This window comes from Methylophaga sp. UBA4204 (assembly GCF_002379485.1).
Taxonomy (GTDB): Bacteria; Pseudomonadota; Gammaproteobacteria; order Nitrosococcales; family Methylophagaceae; genus Methylophaga.
In genome coordinates, this window is sequence record NZ_DFTU01000033.1 from 2,232 (window position 1) to 19,064 (window position 16,833).

17 protein-coding genes are annotated in these 16,833 nt (G+C 44.2%); 6 read left to right on the plus strand and 11 right to left on the minus strand.

What is annotated here, in order from left to right:
- The 3 genes from B3182_RS04200 to B3182_RS04210 form a co-directional block, all read right to left on the minus strand.
- A partial coding sequence (locus B3182_RS04200; protein ID WP_292751666.1) for a cation:proton antiporter occupies positions 1-533 on the minus strand: 533 nt, incomplete at its 3' end.
- 388 nt (positions 534-921) lie between these two features.
- Positions 922-2,019 carry an alkene reductase gene (locus tag B3182_RS04205; protein ID WP_292355723.1) on the minus strand — a complete coding sequence of 366 codons (1,098 nt, stop codon included), beginning with the start codon at positions 2,017-2,019 and terminating at the stop codon, positions 922-924.
- A 235-nt stretch (positions 2,020-2,254) separates the two neighbouring features.
- Complete coding sequence (locus B3182_RS04210) at positions 2,255-2,665, minus strand: hypothetical protein (protein ID WP_292355725.1); 411 nt, start codon at positions 2,663-2,665, stop codon at positions 2,255-2,257.
- A gap of 163 nt (positions 2,666-2,828) precedes the next feature.
- On the opposite strand from B3182_RS04210, the gene B3182_RS04215 reads away from it, so the two are divergent.
- Together B3182_RS04215 and alkB are read left to right on the plus strand one after the other, a co-directional pair.
- Positions 2,829-3,368: a methylated-DNA--[protein]-cysteine S-methyltransferase gene (locus tag B3182_RS04215; protein ID WP_292355727.1), complete on the plus strand. Its 540-nt coding sequence runs from the start codon at positions 2,829-2,831 to the stop codon at positions 3,366-3,368.
- 245 nt (positions 3,369-3,613) lie between these two features.
- Entirely contained in the window at positions 3,614-4,285 is a 672-nt protein-coding gene (gene alkB / locus B3182_RS04220; protein WP_292353418.1) for a DNA oxidative demethylase AlkB, read from the plus strand.
- On the opposite strand, the gene B3182_RS04225 is transcribed toward alkB, so the two are convergent.
- The 5 genes from B3182_RS04225 to B3182_RS04245 are packed head-to-tail and all read right to left on the minus strand — an operon-like array spanning position 4,257 to position 7,446.
- Positions 4,257-5,288, minus strand: coding sequence for an ArsJ-associated glyceraldehyde-3-phosphate dehydrogenase (locus tag B3182_RS04225; RefSeq protein WP_292353419.1), 1,032 nt, complete (start codon positions 5,286-5,288; stop codon positions 4,257-4,259). The two genes, alkB and B3182_RS04225, sit on opposite strands and share 29 nt — an antisense overlap.
- Positions 5,285-6,319: an ACR3 family arsenite efflux transporter gene (gene arsB / locus B3182_RS04230; protein ID WP_292353420.1), complete on the minus strand. Its 1,035-nt coding sequence runs from the start codon at positions 6,317-6,319 to the stop codon at positions 5,285-5,287. The genes B3182_RS04225 and arsB overlap by 4 nt, the downstream gene beginning before the upstream one ends.
- Entirely contained in the window at positions 6,319-6,804 is a 486-nt protein-coding gene (locus tag B3182_RS04235; RefSeq protein WP_292353421.1) for an arsenate reductase ArsC, read from the minus strand. Before B3182_RS04235 ends, arsB begins: the two co-directional genes overlap by 1 nt.
- A gap of 36 nt (positions 6,805-6,840) precedes the next feature.
- Positions 6,841-7,164 (minus strand): metalloregulator ArsR/SmtB family transcription factor, encoded by a 324-nt coding sequence (locus B3182_RS04240; protein ID WP_292353422.1) that lies wholly within the window; start codon positions 7,162-7,164, stop codon positions 6,841-6,843.
- 60 nt (positions 7,165-7,224) lie between these two features.
- A complete protein-coding gene (locus B3182_RS04245) occupies positions 7,225-7,446 on the minus strand; it encodes an RNA-binding S4 domain-containing protein (protein ID WP_292353423.1) in 222 nt (73 codons plus the stop codon).
- Between the two features lie 365 nt (positions 7,447-7,811).
- Here B3182_RS04245 and B3182_RS04250 point away from each other — a divergent pair, with 365 nt between their 5' ends.
- Entirely contained in the window at positions 7,812-8,141 is a 330-nt protein-coding gene (locus tag B3182_RS04250) for a hypothetical protein (RefSeq protein WP_292411253.1), read from the plus strand.
- Between the two features lie 32 nt (positions 8,142-8,173).
- Here B3182_RS04250 and B3182_RS04255 read toward each other — a convergent pair whose 3' ends face one another.
- Genes B3182_RS04255 through B3182_RS04265 form a run of 3 tightly spaced genes read right to left on the minus strand, consistent with a single transcriptional unit; the run spans position 8,174 to position 11,442 of the window.
- Complete coding sequence (locus B3182_RS04255; protein ID WP_292353425.1) at positions 8,174-9,307, minus strand: sodium ion-translocating decarboxylase subunit beta; 1,134 nt, start codon at positions 9,305-9,307, stop codon at positions 8,174-8,176.
- Positions 9,308-9,318: 11 nt separating this feature from the next.
- A complete protein-coding gene (gene oadA, locus B3182_RS04260) occupies positions 9,319-11,106 on the minus strand; it encodes a sodium-extruding oxaloacetate decarboxylase subunit alpha (protein ID WP_292353426.1) in 1,788 nt (595 codons plus the stop codon).
- A gap of 45 nt (positions 11,107-11,151) precedes the next feature.
- Positions 11,152-11,442, minus strand: coding sequence for an OadG family transporter subunit (locus tag B3182_RS04265; protein ID WP_292353427.1), 291 nt, complete (start codon positions 11,440-11,442; stop codon positions 11,152-11,154).
- Between the two features lie 486 nt (positions 11,443-11,928).
- Here B3182_RS04265 and B3182_RS04270 point away from each other — a divergent pair, with 486 nt between their 5' ends.
- The 3 genes from B3182_RS04270 (at position 11,929) to B3182_RS04280 (ending at position 16,735) form a co-directional block, all read left to right on the plus strand.
- A complete protein-coding gene (locus tag B3182_RS04270; protein WP_292353428.1) occupies positions 11,929-13,305 on the plus strand; it encodes a ribonuclease J in 1,377 nt (458 codons plus the stop codon).
- Between the two features lie 389 nt (positions 13,306-13,694).
- Positions 13,695-14,618, plus strand: coding sequence for a patatin-like phospholipase family protein (locus tag B3182_RS04275; protein ID WP_292353430.1), 924 nt, complete (start codon positions 13,695-13,697; stop codon positions 14,616-14,618).
- A 236-nt stretch (positions 14,619-14,854) separates the two neighbouring features.
- Positions 14,855-16,735: a peptide-binding protein gene (locus tag B3182_RS04280; protein ID WP_292751669.1), complete on the plus strand. Its 1,881-nt coding sequence runs from the start codon at positions 14,855-14,857 to the stop codon at positions 16,733-16,735.
- Positions 16,736-16,833: the final 98 nt, after the last annotated feature.

Genomic DNA, 16,833 nt, shown 5'->3' on the forward strand with positions numbered 1-16,833 from the left:
CCGGTCATTAACTCGACCAGCATAATCGTAAGGAAAATTGCCATAGGATCATTGGTGCCAGATTCAATTTCCAAGGTGGCACCAACGCGTTCATTCAGGTTTATTCCTCGCCCGCTCAACATGGAAAATACCGCAGCCGCATCGGTTGAACCGATAATGGCGCCGATCAATAACCCTTCAAGCAGCTTGAGATCAAATATCCACATTGCCAGCAAGCCGATACTGCCACTGGTCAGTAAAACACCTAATGTCGCAAGGGAAAGTGCAGGTTTGAAGCCGGCACGAAAGGTTTTCAAACGGGTACGTAATCCACCATCCAGCAGAATCATTGCCAGGGCAAGATGGCCAATCAGAAAAGCCAGGGAGTAATCATCGAACTGAATCCCCAGAACACCCTCTTCACCGGCTAACATGCCCAGGGCTAAAAAGATAATCAGTAATGGCAGGCCAAACTTTGATGAAAGACGACTACCAAGAATGCTTAGGGAAATAAGCAGGCCGCCAAGTAGAAAAAGAGTATTGATAAAATCCATATTAAACCGAGGGTCTGTTTATCTTTAAAGCCGTCAATATTGAAGACGAGACTTTTTCCAACATGGCAGAAATGTTGAGATGTCGTCATCCTGCATAAGTCATTTTCAACGCAGTTGTAATAACTATAAGTTCAATTATTACATACCCATTAATTCGTTTGTCTGCTGATTCAACTGTAAGTGATATTTTTCATATTTTCATAAATAAAAAAGCAGGCATAAAAAAACCGGCATAGCCGGCTTTTTAGGGGGTGCCTATCTTTTATCGTCACCACTGCTGGAAACTTTTTTCCGACTCATAAACTGCAATAATCGCACTTTGAGTACTACATTCAGTCACAACAGTGGCGGAAATGAAAGATCAACAAGCTCTTAATCAAAAATAAACTTATACCGGTTCAAGAAAAGGGTAATCGATATAACCTTTTGCATCACCACCATAAAAACTATCTGGATCCGGTTGGTTCAGTGGTGCATTTTTGGCAAAACGTTCAGGAAGATCCGGATTAGCAATAAACAGTTTGCCAAACGAAATCAGATCAGCCTTGTTATCTTTTAGAGCTTGATTGCCTGACGCATAATCATAATTACTGTTAGTCATATAAAGACCATTCCATAATTTACGCAAAGAGCTAACATCAAAATAAGGGCCGGCAACACCGGGAGTTTCAGCGCCCATTTCAGTGACATGCAGATAACCCAGTTCAAATTTATTGAGCGCCTTTACCATGTAACTGAAAGTCGCCTCAGGATTGGAATCATATAAATCATTAAACGGCTGCAGCGGGGAGAGGCGAATCCCCACTTTTTTGGGATCCCATATTTCGCATACTGCCGCAGTGACTTCCATAATCAATCGTGCGCGATTTTCAATACTGCCACCGTATTGATCAGTGCGTTTATTACTTCCATCCCGAAGAAACTGATCCAGCAAATAGCCATTGGCAGCGTGAATTTCAACGCCATCAAAACCAGCTTCAACCGCACAGCAGGCGGCATGACGATATTGTTCAATAATCCGTGGAATGTCGCTTGTTTCTATGGCCTGGGGTGTTTCATATGGTTTCATGCCTTCATAGGTATAGACTTCACCTGCAGGTTTGATGGCAGAAGGTGCCAGCGGTTTCATACCATTTGGCAGCATGGAGCTGTGTGAAACCCGACCACAATGCCAGAGTTGCATAAAGATCAGTCCTTCTTCCCGATGCACGGCATCCGTTACTTTTCGCCAGCCAAGCACTTGCTCATCAGTATGAATACCGGGGGTATGCGGATAACCCAATGCATCATCAGCAATTTGTGAACCTTCACTGATAATCAGGCCGGCACTGGCACGCTGTCGATAATAAGTAACATTCATTTCGGTTGGCACTAAACCTTCTCCCGCTCTATTGCGGGTTAATGGGGCCATAACCATTCTATTCTTCAGTGTAACCTGCCCAAGTTTGATTGGAGATAACAAATCATTCGCCTGCAGTTGGCTCATAAATACCTCTGAAATAATTGTGAAAAGGAGTTGAAACGGCTAAACCTTTGAAACAGGCACCGCATTGTCAGCAACAAGTACTCATTAACAAGTTTAAATCTGCACCGGTGTTGGATTTAAACTGAGATAAAGGTTCTGTAAGTTAGCCGCTGTTTGGAGGCACTTAGAGTCACCCTTCAGCATAAGGCAGGAAAGATAAAATTCGACAGGTACTAACGAAAATAACGCCTGTAAACTACTGCTGTTCAGCTTTAGCTTTTTGTTTGGCTTCAAGTTGTAGCTTGATGAACTCAAGTTTTTCCGGCACTTGATCGCAGCTATCAGCTGCACTGCCGCAACGTGAGCAATTTAGCGCAAACCATGCCGCATCAATTACGTCACTGCGAATTTCTTCTTCAACTTGTTTTGCAGTGCCCACCATAGATCTGGCACGGGTTTGAATATATCCATGCTGATTTTTGCATTGCATCACATCAATTGGTTGCTTGAAGTCGTATTGTTCATGTAATTGCAAACCAACCTGATACTGATAAAGCATTTCCTGATAAACCAGTTTCAATGGATCACCTGTACCAAGCTGAGAGACCGCACCTGCGTGTGCCAGCAGCGGGGAACAGAGTAAAAGCAGTATTAATTTAAGTTTCATAATATTGTCCAGGAAAAATTCCTATATGCAGTATAGCTTAATGGAATTTTTGACTACCTGCATCGGCAAATTCCTTACTGTTAAACTAATGAAGGAATTAATATTTATAAATGTAATCTAACAACGTTAAGGTGAACGCTACGTGAACAGAGGACAATCGATAATGGCAAGTGAGTTACGTGTCATTGCACCAGAATTTGAACAAATTCATTTTGCTATTGGTATCAGTCCAGTGGGGAATGTGCTTGTTGGTGAATCTCCAAATGGTATTTGTGCCGTTTACCTGGGCAAATCGGCTAAAGAACTAATGGCCAGCCTGCAAAAACAGTATCCAACGGCAAAATGTGTTGACGGGGGCAGTGGTATTAAAAATACACTTTCAAAAGTGATTGAGATTATTCATAACCCACAAAAAAACACGGATTTTAATCTGGATCTGCGAGGCACGACTTTTCAACAACAAGTCTGGCAAGCCTTAAGGGAAATTCCGGTGGGGTCAACAGTGTGCTACAGCGATATTGCTGAAAAACTGCATAAACCCGGGGCTGTAAGAGCCATCGCCAGTGCCTGTGGAGCCAATAATATTGCGGTTATCATCCCGTGTCACCGAGTGATTCGCAAAGATGGTGCAATTTCCGGATATCGTTGGGGAGTCGAGAGTAAACAAGCGCTGTTACGCCGTGAGCGATTGATGTTGGCCTAGGGCTTGTTTATCTTTCATCTCCGCCTCTGTTGTGAGCTGAAAAAGCGTCAATCAAGGCACGAGGAGCGCCTTTTAGTTGTTCTAAATAAGCGACGAGCAACGCAGAGTGGCGCTTTTTCAGTCACAACCCGAAGGGCTGGGACTATTTTTGCGGCCGCCTTCGTTGTCAATCACTTATGTAGGAAGACTACACTGCGTGCTTTCCGCCTTGTCGGACACAAAAATAGTCGCCAGCAGTGGTGGATATGAAAGATCAACAAGGCCTAATGCATACAGCAGATTTATTTGCTGAGAGTGTCTTTAAAGACTGTGATGAGATCTTGCCGGATGTCTTCCTTCTGAAAGGTTTTGCCCTTCAACAAGCCCCACAGTTAATAACTGCCATTGGTCAGATTAATGCCCAATCAACTTTTCGTAAAATGCAGACACCTGGCGGATTTTATATGTCTGCAGCAATTACTAATTGCGGTGATGTGGGGTGGCACACCGATCGACAAGGTTACCGATATACCGCAATCGATCCACTGACAAATTTGCCATGGCCTGAAATGCCGCAATGTTTTCGTGAGCTTGCTGAAACCGCGGCTCAGATTTGTGGCTTTTCTGACTTTAATCCTGATGTTTGTTTAATGAACCAATATGAAGTCGGTGCCAAGATGGGGCTGCATCAGGATAAGGATGAGCGGGATTTTTCTCAGCCAATAGTTTCAGTCTCACTTGGGTTGCCCATTATTTTTCAGTTTGGTGGTGCCAGCAGAAATGATCCAAAGCAACGTGTTCCACTTGAACATGGCGATGTCATCGTCTGGGGCAGGGCAGCGCGTCGTTATTATCACGGTGTATTAACATTAAAACCTGGCCAGCATCCACTGACCGGGCCTTATCGATTTAACCTGACGTTTCGCAAGGCAAGCTAACTTCACTTAAGCCAACTTTACGCACCAGCTCCATTGTCCGCATGCTATAACCCCATTCATTGTCGTACCAGGCATAAATTTTCACCTGGGTCTCATTAGTGACCATGGTCGATAGTGCATCAATAATGCTGGAACGCGGATCGCCACGATAATCACTGGAAACCAGCGGTTTTTCCTCATAGCCCAAAATACCACTTAACTCATTTTCTGCTGCAGCTTTTAATAGTGCATTGACTTCTTCAACCGAGGTTGCACGTTCAACTTCAAACACACAATCCGTTAATGAAGCATTGGCTAATGGCACACGTACAGCATGTCCATTGAGTCGCCCTTTGAGTTCGGGAAAAATTTCAGTAATGGCTGTAGCACTTCCGGTGGTGGTCGGAATCAAGTTAGTGCCGGACATCCGAGCACGGCGTAAATCTTTGTGGGGAGTATCCATAATTGACTGAGTATTGGTCAGATCATGGATGGTAGTGATCATGCCATGCTTGATAGCCAGTTTTTCATGAATGACTTTGACGACTGGTGCCAGGCAGTTGGTAGTGCAGGATGCGGCCGTTACTATAGGATGTTTATTGGCATCATACAGATCATCATTCACACCCATTACGACATTTAAAATACCGGGTTGTTTGATTGGAGCTGTAACGACCACACGTTTTACACCCTGATCCATATAGCTTTGCAGCAAACCAGTGTCGCGCATTTTACCGGAAGCCTCTATGACAACATCACAAGCTGACCAGTCAGTATCATCAATAGCTTTATTGGTGGTTACAGCAAGCGTTTTATGGCCAACAAAAATAGTATTGCCATTGGCTTCTGCCTGATGATCCCAGCGGCCATGTACCGAATCAAAATTTAACAAATGGGCGTGGGTTTCAGCATCACCCGCAGGATCATTAATCTGCACAAACTCAATATCTTCCCAGTCCCATGCGGCACGTAAACATAATCGACCGATACGGCCGAAACCATTAATACCTACTTTAATTGTCATGATAAATTCTCTTTTTTGGGAAACCAGTTTCTGGTGCGATTGGCGAAATAGACTAACGTCAGCATGACCGGCACTTCGACCAGAACTCCCACCACAGTTGCAAGAGCAGCGCCGGAGTGAAGCCCGAATAATGAAATAGCAACGGCAACAGCCATTTCAAAGAAGTTGGAGGTACCGATAAGGCATGCCGGTGCAGCAACATCATGCTGGAGGCGCAGTTTTATCGCTGCGAAATAAGCCAGCGCAAAAATCCCATAGGTTTGAATCAACAGTGGAATTGCTATCAGTAAAATAATGAAAGGTTGTTGCAGAATGGTTTCAGCCTGAAAGCCAAACAAAAGCAGTACAGTGGCCAGTAATCCCAGAATTGACCAGGGTTTGATGTGATTTAAAAATCGGGTTAACTCAGGCAAACCTTTGTTTTTAATAATATGTTGTCGAGTAAAAAAGCCGGCTAATAAGGGTAACAATACATATAAAACGACTGAAATCAGCAAGGTTTCCCAAGGTACGGTCAAATCCGTAATGCCAAGTAAAAATGCGGCAATCGGTGCAAACGCAAAAATCATAATTATGTCATTGAGAGACACTTGTACCAGCGTGTAATTAGCATCACCTTTGACCAATTGACTCCAGATAAACACCATTGCCGTGCAGGGAGCTACACCGAGTAAAATCATGCCAGCTATATATTCATCAGCCGATTGGGGATCGACCCATCCGGCAAACAGGACCTTAAAAAACAGCCAGCCCAGGGCAGCCATAGTGAAGGGTTTGATCAGCCAGTTGATGACTAAAGTCAGCCAGATTCCCTGAGGCCGTTTGCCAATATCTTTAATTGCCGTGAAATCCACCTGCACCATCATTGGATAAATCATTAACCAGATAAATATCGCGATCAGCAGATTGACATGAGCATATTCCAGGCTGGCAACCAGATTGAACAGGCTGGGAAACAGATTTCCCAAGAACAAACCCGCCAGAATACTCAGTCCGACCCAAACCGATAAATAGCGTTCAAATATGCCCATCAGTATGTAGCTCCTATGCGTTTAATGTCGGCACTGAGTTCAGAGGCAGATAATTCATCTGGCATTAATTGCAGTAATGCGCTGATACGAGCGTCGAGCAAACTGATTAATTCATCGAAAGTCTGATTTCGCTCAAGTGGATCCGCTACTTTGGAAGCATCGGTCAATCCCCAATGTCCTTTCACGGCCTTACCAAACCAGACCGGGCAGCTTTCACCTGCGGCCTGATCGCAAACAGTGATTACAACATCCGGTTGATAATCTTTTAAATCATCCCAGGATTTGCTGGATAAACCCTCAACGCTGTAACCATGTTCCTGCAATTTGGTCAGTGTTTCAGGGAAAACATTACCCGCAGGGTTGCTGCCCGCACTGGCCACAATAAACCTGGTATCCGCTAAGTGTCGGAAGATGGCCTCAGCAAGAATGCTTCGACATGCATTGTGTGTGCAAAGAAATAAAAATTTGAAAGGTTTGGCTGTCATAACATATGTTTATCCATATATATTTAATGAAAATTTTTAGCAGCAATTACCCAGGCGTTGTAACTTGGTTAAATCTTCTTTGAAGAAGTCAGGTTTACTCTGATAAGCAGCATTGATGGACTGTTGTGACCAAGCGGGGAGTTCCGGATTAAGTCGATAATAAACCCACTGTCCCTGACGTCTATCCTGTAATAGTCCATGTTGTCTGAGAAGCGCCAGATGACGTGAAATTTTCGGCTGGCTTATTTTCATAGCGGACATCAGCTCACATACGCAAAGTTCGCCCTGATCAACAATCAGCAACACCATACGCAGACGTGTTTCATCTGCCAGACATTTGTGAAAACTCAGTAAATCCACAGCTAAATCATATTTGAATATTCATATATGCAGTAAATCATATATTAAACTACCATTAAGTCAATCCACCAACTGCCAGCTATCCTCTCCAATTTGAAAAATATCACCCGCGACCATTTGTCTGCGTTTACGGGTTTCAACTTCACCATTCACTTTTACGTGTCCCTCAGCAACGATATTTTTTGCTTCGGCACCACTGTCAGCAATACCTTCAAATTTAAGGATCTTGAAAAGTTCGACCGGACTTTTGGTGATATGAACGGGTATTATTTCGTTAGACATGGAAGTTTCCTGTTATTTTGTAAAAATAATCGTTAGGTCACGTTTTAACAATGTGACTCACTCTACAATCAACACACTTAAAAATGGCTCAATGAAAGGAAACATGGCCATGAAATATTCAGGGTCTATTGATTTTTCAGAGCCACCACTGCTGGAGGCTCTTTTTTTGTCCAACAAGGCGGAAATGATGCGATGTAGTGATCTACATAAGTCATTTCCAACGCCGTGGGGCAAAAAAATAGTCCCAGCCCTTTGGGTTGTGACTGAAAATGCACCACTCTACGTTACTCGTCATTTATTTAGAACTACTAAACTGCATTCCTCGCGCCTTGATTGGTGCATTTTCAGTCACAACAGAGGCGGCTATGAAATATCAACAGACCCTTGTTAAATTGATACAATTTTCAATTGTGCTGTTGATGTTATACCCACTTTATTATGTGTGGGAAACCGATAAGATCAAATCTGCTTGTGAACAAATAAACCCCGGTATGAGCTATAGCAATACGTTAGTTTTATTGAAAAGCTTTGGGCTGGATTTTAGCCAGATGAATGGTGATTATGCCCAGGGTGAAAAATGGCAGGGCCTGGTTGAATCTCACGCATCTTTTGCCGGATATGCTTGTGAAATAAGAGGTTTTGGCGATCAGATTGCAAAAGTGAGAATAGTTAAAGGTAAACAAATTGCTCCCTGAAAAAAGCTATTTTCAGGGAGCAATAAAAGAGGTTAACCTGCTGCGTAGTTAATCAGGATACCTGCAGCTACTGCAGAACCAATAACCCCGGCCACATTCGGGCCCATCGCATGCATTAACAGGAAGTTATGTTTATCAGCTTCCAGACCTAACTTGTTAGAAACCCTGGCCGCCATGGGGACTGCTGATACACCAGCAGAACCGATTAACGGGTTGATGGGCTCTTTGGTTATTTTGTTGAGTATTTTGGCCATGATGACCCCGGAGGCCGTACCGATAGAAAAGGCCAACATACCAAGCAAAAGAATGCCTAATGTCATTTGATTCAAAAAGCTTTCTGCACTTAATTTGGAACCAACCGCAAGGCCAAGGAAAATCGTCACAGTGTTGATCAGTGAGTTCTGAGTAGTATTACTCAGACGATCTACTACCGCACATTCTTTCATCAGATTACCGAAACAGAACATACCCAATAATGGCGCTGCATCAGGCAAGAAGAGAGCGACCAGAATCAATATGACCAAAGGGAAAACAATTTTTTCCCGTTGTGATACATGACGCTGCTGATGCATACGTATTTTACGATCTTTTTCATTAGTCAGCGCACGCATAATCGGTGGCTGAATCAATGGTACCAATGCCATGTAAGAATAAGAGGCAACAGCGATAGCACCCAGCAAGTCCGGTGCAAGCTTACTGGCAACATAAATCGATGTAGGCCCATCAGCGCCGCCGATAATACCAATGGCAGCAGCATCAGCCAGACTAAAGTCAAATATACCGAAGGTAGAGAGTAAAACCGCCCCCATTAACGTTGCAAAAATACCAAACTGGGCTGCAGCCCCTAGAAAAAGGGTTTTAGGATTGGCGAGCAGGGGACCAAAATCGGTCATTGCACCGACACCCATAAAAATGATGAGCGGGAAGGCGCCACTTTCAATACCAACCACATAAAACAGGTGCAAAATACCACCGGCCTCAGCTAACCCGGCTCCCGGAATATTGGCAAGCACGCCACCAAAGCCGATTGGAACCAGTAGTAAAGGCTCAAAGTTTTTCTTGATCGCCAGATATAACAACAACATGCCGATCAGGATCATGATGCCCTGGCCAGGTTGCATTTGATAGAAGCCAGTGGCCTCCCAAAGATGTAATAACTTATCCATTAGAGTTGCCCTTAAGCGATAGAAACGAGAGTGTCACCAACTTTGACGGTGTCACCTGGTTTAACATTGATTGAAGTCACCGTACCATCGTGTTCGGCTACTATCTGTGTTTCCATTTTCATCGCTTCAAGGATAAGCAATACATCGCCTTCATTAACCGACTGGCCTTGAGAAACCATGATTTTCCAGATATTGCCAGACAAAGGTGCTTTTACAGCAACGCCTTCATTTGTGCTTGGCTGCGCAGCAGGCTGAGGCGCCTGTGAGCTGTCAATCTGACTAATATCACCACCTTCATTCACTTCAACGACATATTGCTGACCATTGACCGTGATGGTGTAAGTTTCAGGCGCACCTGCCGATTTGGCTGGAGTGGAGGATTCGTGAGTGGATTCCGCGGTTGGCAACGGTTCAAATGCATCTGGATTGCCACGGTTTTTAAGAAATTTGATTGCTGTTTGATTAAATAACGCAAAGGTTAAAACATCATCAATCTGTCTTTCACCTTCTTCGAGTTTAAAGTCCTCTGTTTCGGCAAGTGAAATTAATTCACTGGTCAGCTTTTCCATTTCGTCTTCAAGCAAATCGGCGGGACGACAGGTAATCGCTTCTTCATCATTAAGCACACGCTTTTGCAGCTCAGAATTAAATGGTGCTGGAGCAGAGCCATACTCCCCGCGTAAAACACCCTGTGTTTCTTCGGTGATGGATTTATAACGTTCACCGGTTAATACATTAATAACTGCCTGGGTGCCGACAATTTGTGAAGTAGGCGTTACCAACGGGATGAATCCGAGATCCTCACGCACACGAGGAATTTCATGTAACACTTCATCCATCCGGTCCAGCGCATTTTGTTCGCGCAGCTGGCCTTCCATATTGGTCAACATGCCACCAGGAACCTGGGCTACCAGGATGCGTGAATCGACCCCGCGTAAACTTCCCTCAAACTTGGCATATTTTTTACGAACTTCGCGGAAGTAAGCAGCGATTTCTTCAAGCAATTCGATATTCAGACCGGTATCACTGGCTGTATCTTCGAATATGGCCACAACCGATTCAGTCGCCGAATGGCCATAGGTCATCGACATTGATGAAATAGCGGTATCGACATTATCAATACCAGCTTCCACACATTTCATGATGGTCGCTGTCGACAGGCCAGTCGTCGCGTGAGACTGCATATGTATAGGGATATCAATGGTTTGCTTAAGGCTTTTAACAAGTTCATAAGCTTTGTAAGGCTTAAGCAAACCAGCCATATCTTTAATACATAATGAATGGGCACCCATATCTTCAATGCGTTTGGCCATATCCAACCACATTTGCAAATCATGCACCGGGCTGATGGTGTAGGCCATGGTGCCTTGTGCGTGCTTTTCATTTTCCAGAACAGCTTTGATAGCAACTTCAAGGTTTCTGGGATCATTCATTGCGTCGAATACGCGGAACACATCTACGCCATTAATGCTGGCTCTTTCCACAAATTTACGCACCACATCATCAGCATAATGACGATAACCCAACAAATTTTGTCCGCGAAGTAACATTTGTTGTGGGGTATTGGGCATGGCTGCCTTAAGACTGCGGATGCGGTGCCAGGGATCTTCACCAAGATAGCGGATACAGGCATCAAAAGTTGCGCCACCCCATGTTTCAACTGACCAGTAACCTACCTGATCCAGTTTGTCGGCAATTGGCAGCATGTCATCTAAACGGAGTCGAGTAGCGAAAAGTGATTGATGGGCATCACGCAGAACGACATCGGTGATGCCAAGCTTTTTATTTGCTTCGGTCATATTATGGCCTTTGATTAAACTACTAATTCGTGGAGCGACTTGGCGTCACTTGTTTTTACGGTATTTGTGAACTGCACTGGATAAAACTGTCAGTAATGTTGAATCTTGAGAAGATTGGGATTGCTGTTTGGACTGCCCTGACTGATTCCGACCTAATACAGCAGTAGGGGCAGGAATGCCTTCAGCAGGAAGGGCGCCGACACTTTTCTCATAACGTGTGATTATCCACGACATTAATGTCGTCACCAGTACTAATACGGTCAAAAACACAAATACAAAACCCATGCCGGTTACCATGAGCGTTAATCCTTCTGACATAAGGGTGGATTTTTCCATCTGTTTGCCTCTGATTATTTGGGATAGTTAAAAGCCTGCAGCGTTTTCAACTGTAAACAGCCGCAAAGTATAGCATTGTTGATTTAAGTCAGATATTTCCTTTATGCCAAATGCAGCTTATAAGCTTCAATAACAACGATGTAGCTATGTTAATTGTGACGATTGATTTAATGACCGGAGCGGCAAAATCTACTCAAACAATGTAGTTAAAGCCAAAATGAAAGAGAAAACCTAAACGTCCTGTTTCAGGAGTTAACCGATAACTTTGTAAAACAAAAAGCTGTTGCCACTAGCGGAACAGACACATCACGGCTTTGCTGGAGTGTCTTTGAAAAGAATTTCTCTGGCTGCATTTATAATGTTGCAAAAGTGCAACTGCTATCATGAAGATAGCAAAAATGAACTGGTGAAAACATTACCAGTCATAGCAACACTTGTTTTAACTGAAAAGAATGAACACCGACGCATTTGAATTAAGAGGCCTGGATGACACCTGGAAAAGATGATTTTTGGTTCCTGCCGTTGGGGGGCTGTGGCGAAATAGGCATGAACCTGAATGTGTATGGACATAACGGGCGTTGGTTGATTGTGGATTGTGGTGTGACATTTCAAGCTGAAGTAGATGAGTTCGGTGACCCACTTAATAGTCAGAACCCGCCAATCCAGATGGCTGACCCGCAATTTCTGATCGACCGTCGTCAACAGCTGGATGGTCTGATTATTACCCATGCTCATGAAGATCATATTGGTGCAGTGCCTTATCTTTGGGAATACTTTCGGTGCCCTGTTTATACAACAGCATTTACCGCTGAAATGTTACGACGAAAGCTGGTTGAACGTGGTATCGCAGATAAAGTGCCGGTCATTGTGGTTGAAGCAGATGCCAAACGACAGATCGGCGTATTTCATGTGGAGTGGTTAAAACTTACTCATTCCATCCCCGAACCTTATGCATTGCTTATCTCTACAGCAGCAGGAAAAGTATTCCATACCGCGGATTGGAAGCTTGATAAAGCTCCGGTGGTGGGTCCGGCATATGATGCAGGTACCTTTCAAAAATTAGCTGAATATCAGGTTGATGCGATGGTCTGTGATTCGACCAACGCCAATGTGCAGGGGTGGTCGGAATCAGAAGCGAATTTATACCAAGGTTTGAAATTCCATGTTGAACAGGCCAAAGGCAGAGTCGTGGTCGCCTGTTTCGGCAGTAATATCGCCCGGTTACACACTCTGGCAAGAATTGCTGACGAAACCGGGCGCCATTTGGGCCTGCTTGGCCGCTCATTAATCAACACCGTGTCAGCTGCCAAAAATGTTGGTTTATGGAACAGTGTGAAAACGTCAGTAGATTCAGCGCATTTAGGGTTTTTACCTGCACATACGGTTTTATTGGTGGCGACTGGTAGTCAGGGAGAACCACGAACAGCGCTAAATCGACTGAGTCTGAACAGTTTTCGGGATATGCAATTATCACCTGGCGATACCGTTATTTTTAGTTCAAAAGTCATCCCGGGAAATGAACTGGCGATTGCCACTTTGATAGAACGGCTTAAAGTCATGCAGGTTGATGTTATTGATATTGATAATAGCGCGCTGCCCATTCATGCCTCGGGACATCCTGCTAGCGAAGAACTTAAAACCATGTACCAATGGGTACAGCCACAATGTGCGATCCCGGTTCATGGCGAGTTAATGCACATGAAAGCCAATGCCAAAATTGCCAAAGCCAGTGGGGTCAGACAACAGCTTTTGGGACAAAATGGTGATTTGTTTTACATCGCACCGGTTAACGGCATTCGTCGTGGCGCGGTTAAAACAGGACGATGGGGCTTGTTTGATCGAAAGTCTTTAAAAAAGCTTTAAAAGCGTACTAATGGTTTATCTTTATGATCCGCATGAGTAAAAGCTTTTAAAGAACAGCCTGATTCAAGCCTTGGCATCAAACGAAGGGCCCCTGCGCTCTGAGGAAACCCGTCTTTCTATTCGCGTTTTCTGTTTACGTTTGCGACGTTCACGACGCTGCCTTCGCTCTTCATGAATTGTTTGCTGGGTTTTTTCCGCAGAGGCTTGTCCAGGGTTAACCGGTTGCGTGCTGTAGGTAATTAAAAAGTTGTTATGATAAATTCGTGATATATCCATCATGTTGACCTAAGGTTACACGAGTCATTCAGTTATAACGGTCGGAATTTATATATCTTTAGCTTTTTCATCATGTTAATACGATTTCCCCTTAAATTTAAAGTGAACATTAAATGAAAAATTCGTTGAAAATCGGCTTGGCACTTGGCAGTGGGGCAGCAAGAGGATGGACACATATTGGTGTGATAAATGCTCTCGAAAAGGCGGGAATCAAGCCCGATGTAGTGGTCGGTACTTCTATAGGTGCATTAGTTGGTGCGGCATATCTCAGTAATAAATTGCCCGATCTGCAACAACGACTTTTAAAATTGACCAAACTCGAAACGGCGCGATTTTTTAATATCGGTTTTCCATTTAATGGGGTCGTTAATAAAGATAAGTTGCATCAATTCCTAAGACAGTATGTGGCTGAAGAAGCCACATTAATTGAAGATCTTCCGACGCGCTATGCTAGTGTCGCGACCCATCTTCATACCGGTCAGGAAGTCTGGAATACCGAGGGGAAATTGCTTGAAGCCGTCTGGTCTTCTATTTCTTTGCCAGGTTTATTTCCAGCCATTAAGCATCATGGGCGATGGTTGATAGATGGCGGATTAGTTAATCCTGTACCAGTATCGGTTTGTCGCGCATTGGGGGCTGATATTGTGATTGCAGTCAACCTGAATGGCGATATTTTGGGAAAACATCTGCATCAGAATCCTCCGGTTCCCCAGAATGATCAAAGCAGCAGTCTGCTGGGAAACCGGATTAGTGATTTCATCACCAATTACACTGGCAATCTTTTTGGTGAAGAGAAAACGCCCAAAGAAGATGTACCGGATATGTTCGCGGCAATTGCTGCGTCGGTAAATATCACTCAGGATCGTATCACCCGTAGTCGTATGGCGGGTGACCCACCAGATGTGTTGTTACAACCACGTTTATCACATATCGGTTTGCTGGAATTTTACCGTGCAGCTGAAGCAATACAGGCGGGCACACAAAGTGTTGAAAAAAATCTGGCTGAAATCAAGTTCTGTCTGGGAGAGGGTGATTAAGGACTGGTGATGTTTAACATAACCGTCTGCAATACTGACGCTGGAAGATCAACAGATTCTAGTGAATTCAGTCATAACAATTTTAGCTACGACAAGAACCAACCCGGATTTGCAACTGTCAAGTCGTGAAGCTAAATTTTTAGTAGAAATCTACTGACAGCAGCTCTACAAACTGTCAGGCTGAACTAAAGTCATAAAAAATAACAAACATCTACAGAGAAATAGGCAAATAAAGCATGAAAAATGGAAATGCGGGTATCAGTAAACTCTGGTTTTGGCTTGGATTAAGTTTATTCGTGGTGATGTTCCTGCTACTTATGGTTCAGATAGACAGGCAGTGGACCAAGATGGATGAAATGACCCGTATTATGGAAGAGCAGGCCAAGGATATCCGCTCGACGCGTGGTTTATTACGTAATCTTGAAAAAACGATTCGTACGGCCGATTTCAGTAGTGCTGCCAACACCTCCTTTTCAGACCAATCAGTCACCAAAGAGACAGATGCTTTTGAACGTGCCCGCCGAGCGACTGAACACGAAGAGTATGCCCAGGGAGATTGGTTGATGATGGCGTTTGGCAGCAATATCCGCACCTTAACCCCCCTGGTTTCTGCTGACGCATACTCCGCCGAAGTTCAACAATATGTGCTGGAATCATTACTGGTCAGAAACCCCGAAACACTGGAATGGAATGGATTGCTGGCAGAAGACTGGTCAACTTCTGCTGATGGTTTGACGATTACCTTTGCACTACGTCGTGATATTTCGTTTTCAGATGGTGAACCATTAACCGCTAAAGACGTAGAATTTACTTTTAATTTCATTATGAATGAGGCAATAGCCGCACCCCGCAGTCGTGCATATCTTTCGCGCATAGAGCGGGTGACTGCCTTGGATGATTACCATGTGGAATTTGTCTTCAAGGAACCCTACTTTAATAGCTTACAACTGGCCGGCAGTCTGGAAATTTTACCGGAACATTTTTATGGACGCTTTCTTGATGATCCCCAGACGTTTAATGAAAGCCGGGGCTTATTGCTCGGCTCAGGTCCATTCCGTTTAGCCAATCCTGAAGGATGGTCTCCCGATGCAGGTGTCGTTGAACTGGTACGTAACCCTCGCTATTGGGGACCGGTCAGTGCTTCTTTTGATCGCATTGTCTGGCGAATTATCGAAAATGACAGTGCTCGTTTAACCACTTTCCGTAATGGGGATATTGATGTCTACAGTGCTCGTCCACGTGAATATCAAACGTTACTGGATGACAAAGACATCATCGAACGCAGTCAGAATTTTGAATATATGAGTCCTACCGCAGGTTACAGTTTTATTGCCTGGAATCAGGAACGTGGCGGTGAAAAGACTATATTTGCCGATAAACGGGTGCGGATCGCAATGTCCATGCTCACCGATGTCGATAGAGTATTAGAAGAAATTTTCCTGGGATATGGACAACCTGCAGCCAGCCCCTTTATGCCGGGCTCGGCTCAGCATGATAAGGCTAATGAGGCAATTGGCTATAATATTGAAAAAGCGCGTGAATTATTATTGGAAGCCGGTTTTCAGGACAGCAATAATGATGGTGTATTGGAAACCCCGGATGGTGACAATTTTGAGTTTTCGCTGACTTACGTTCAGGACAGTGATGATACTCGCCGCATGGTGCTGTTTCTGAGAGATTTATATGCTCGTTCAGGCATTATCATGAAACCAAATCCCACTGAATGGTCGGTAATGGTAGAAAATATCCAACAGAAAAACTTCGATGCCATCACCTTGGCCTGGACATCAGGTATCGAAATCGACATCTATCAGATGTTTCATTCCAGCCAAACCGTTGAAGGTGGCGATAATTTTATCAATTACCGAAATCCTGAGCTGGATGCCATCATTGATGCAGCTCGTGGGGAAGTAAATGAAGAAAAGCGCATGAATTTATGGCATCAGGCAGAGAAAATTCTGGTGCAGGATCAGCCTTATACTTTCCTCTTCCGTCGCAATACCATGGCCTTTATTGACCGGCGCATTCATAACCTGGAAAAAACTGCATTGGGACTTAACCTGATGACTGTCCCGGTCGAGATATATGTCCCGGCCGAACTGCAGCATAGTCGCTAGGCGTTAGACAGACATGCTGAATTATTTGCTGCGACGCATCTTACTGATGATTCCGACGCTGCTCGGAATCACTATTGTAGTGTTTACTGTTATGGCTG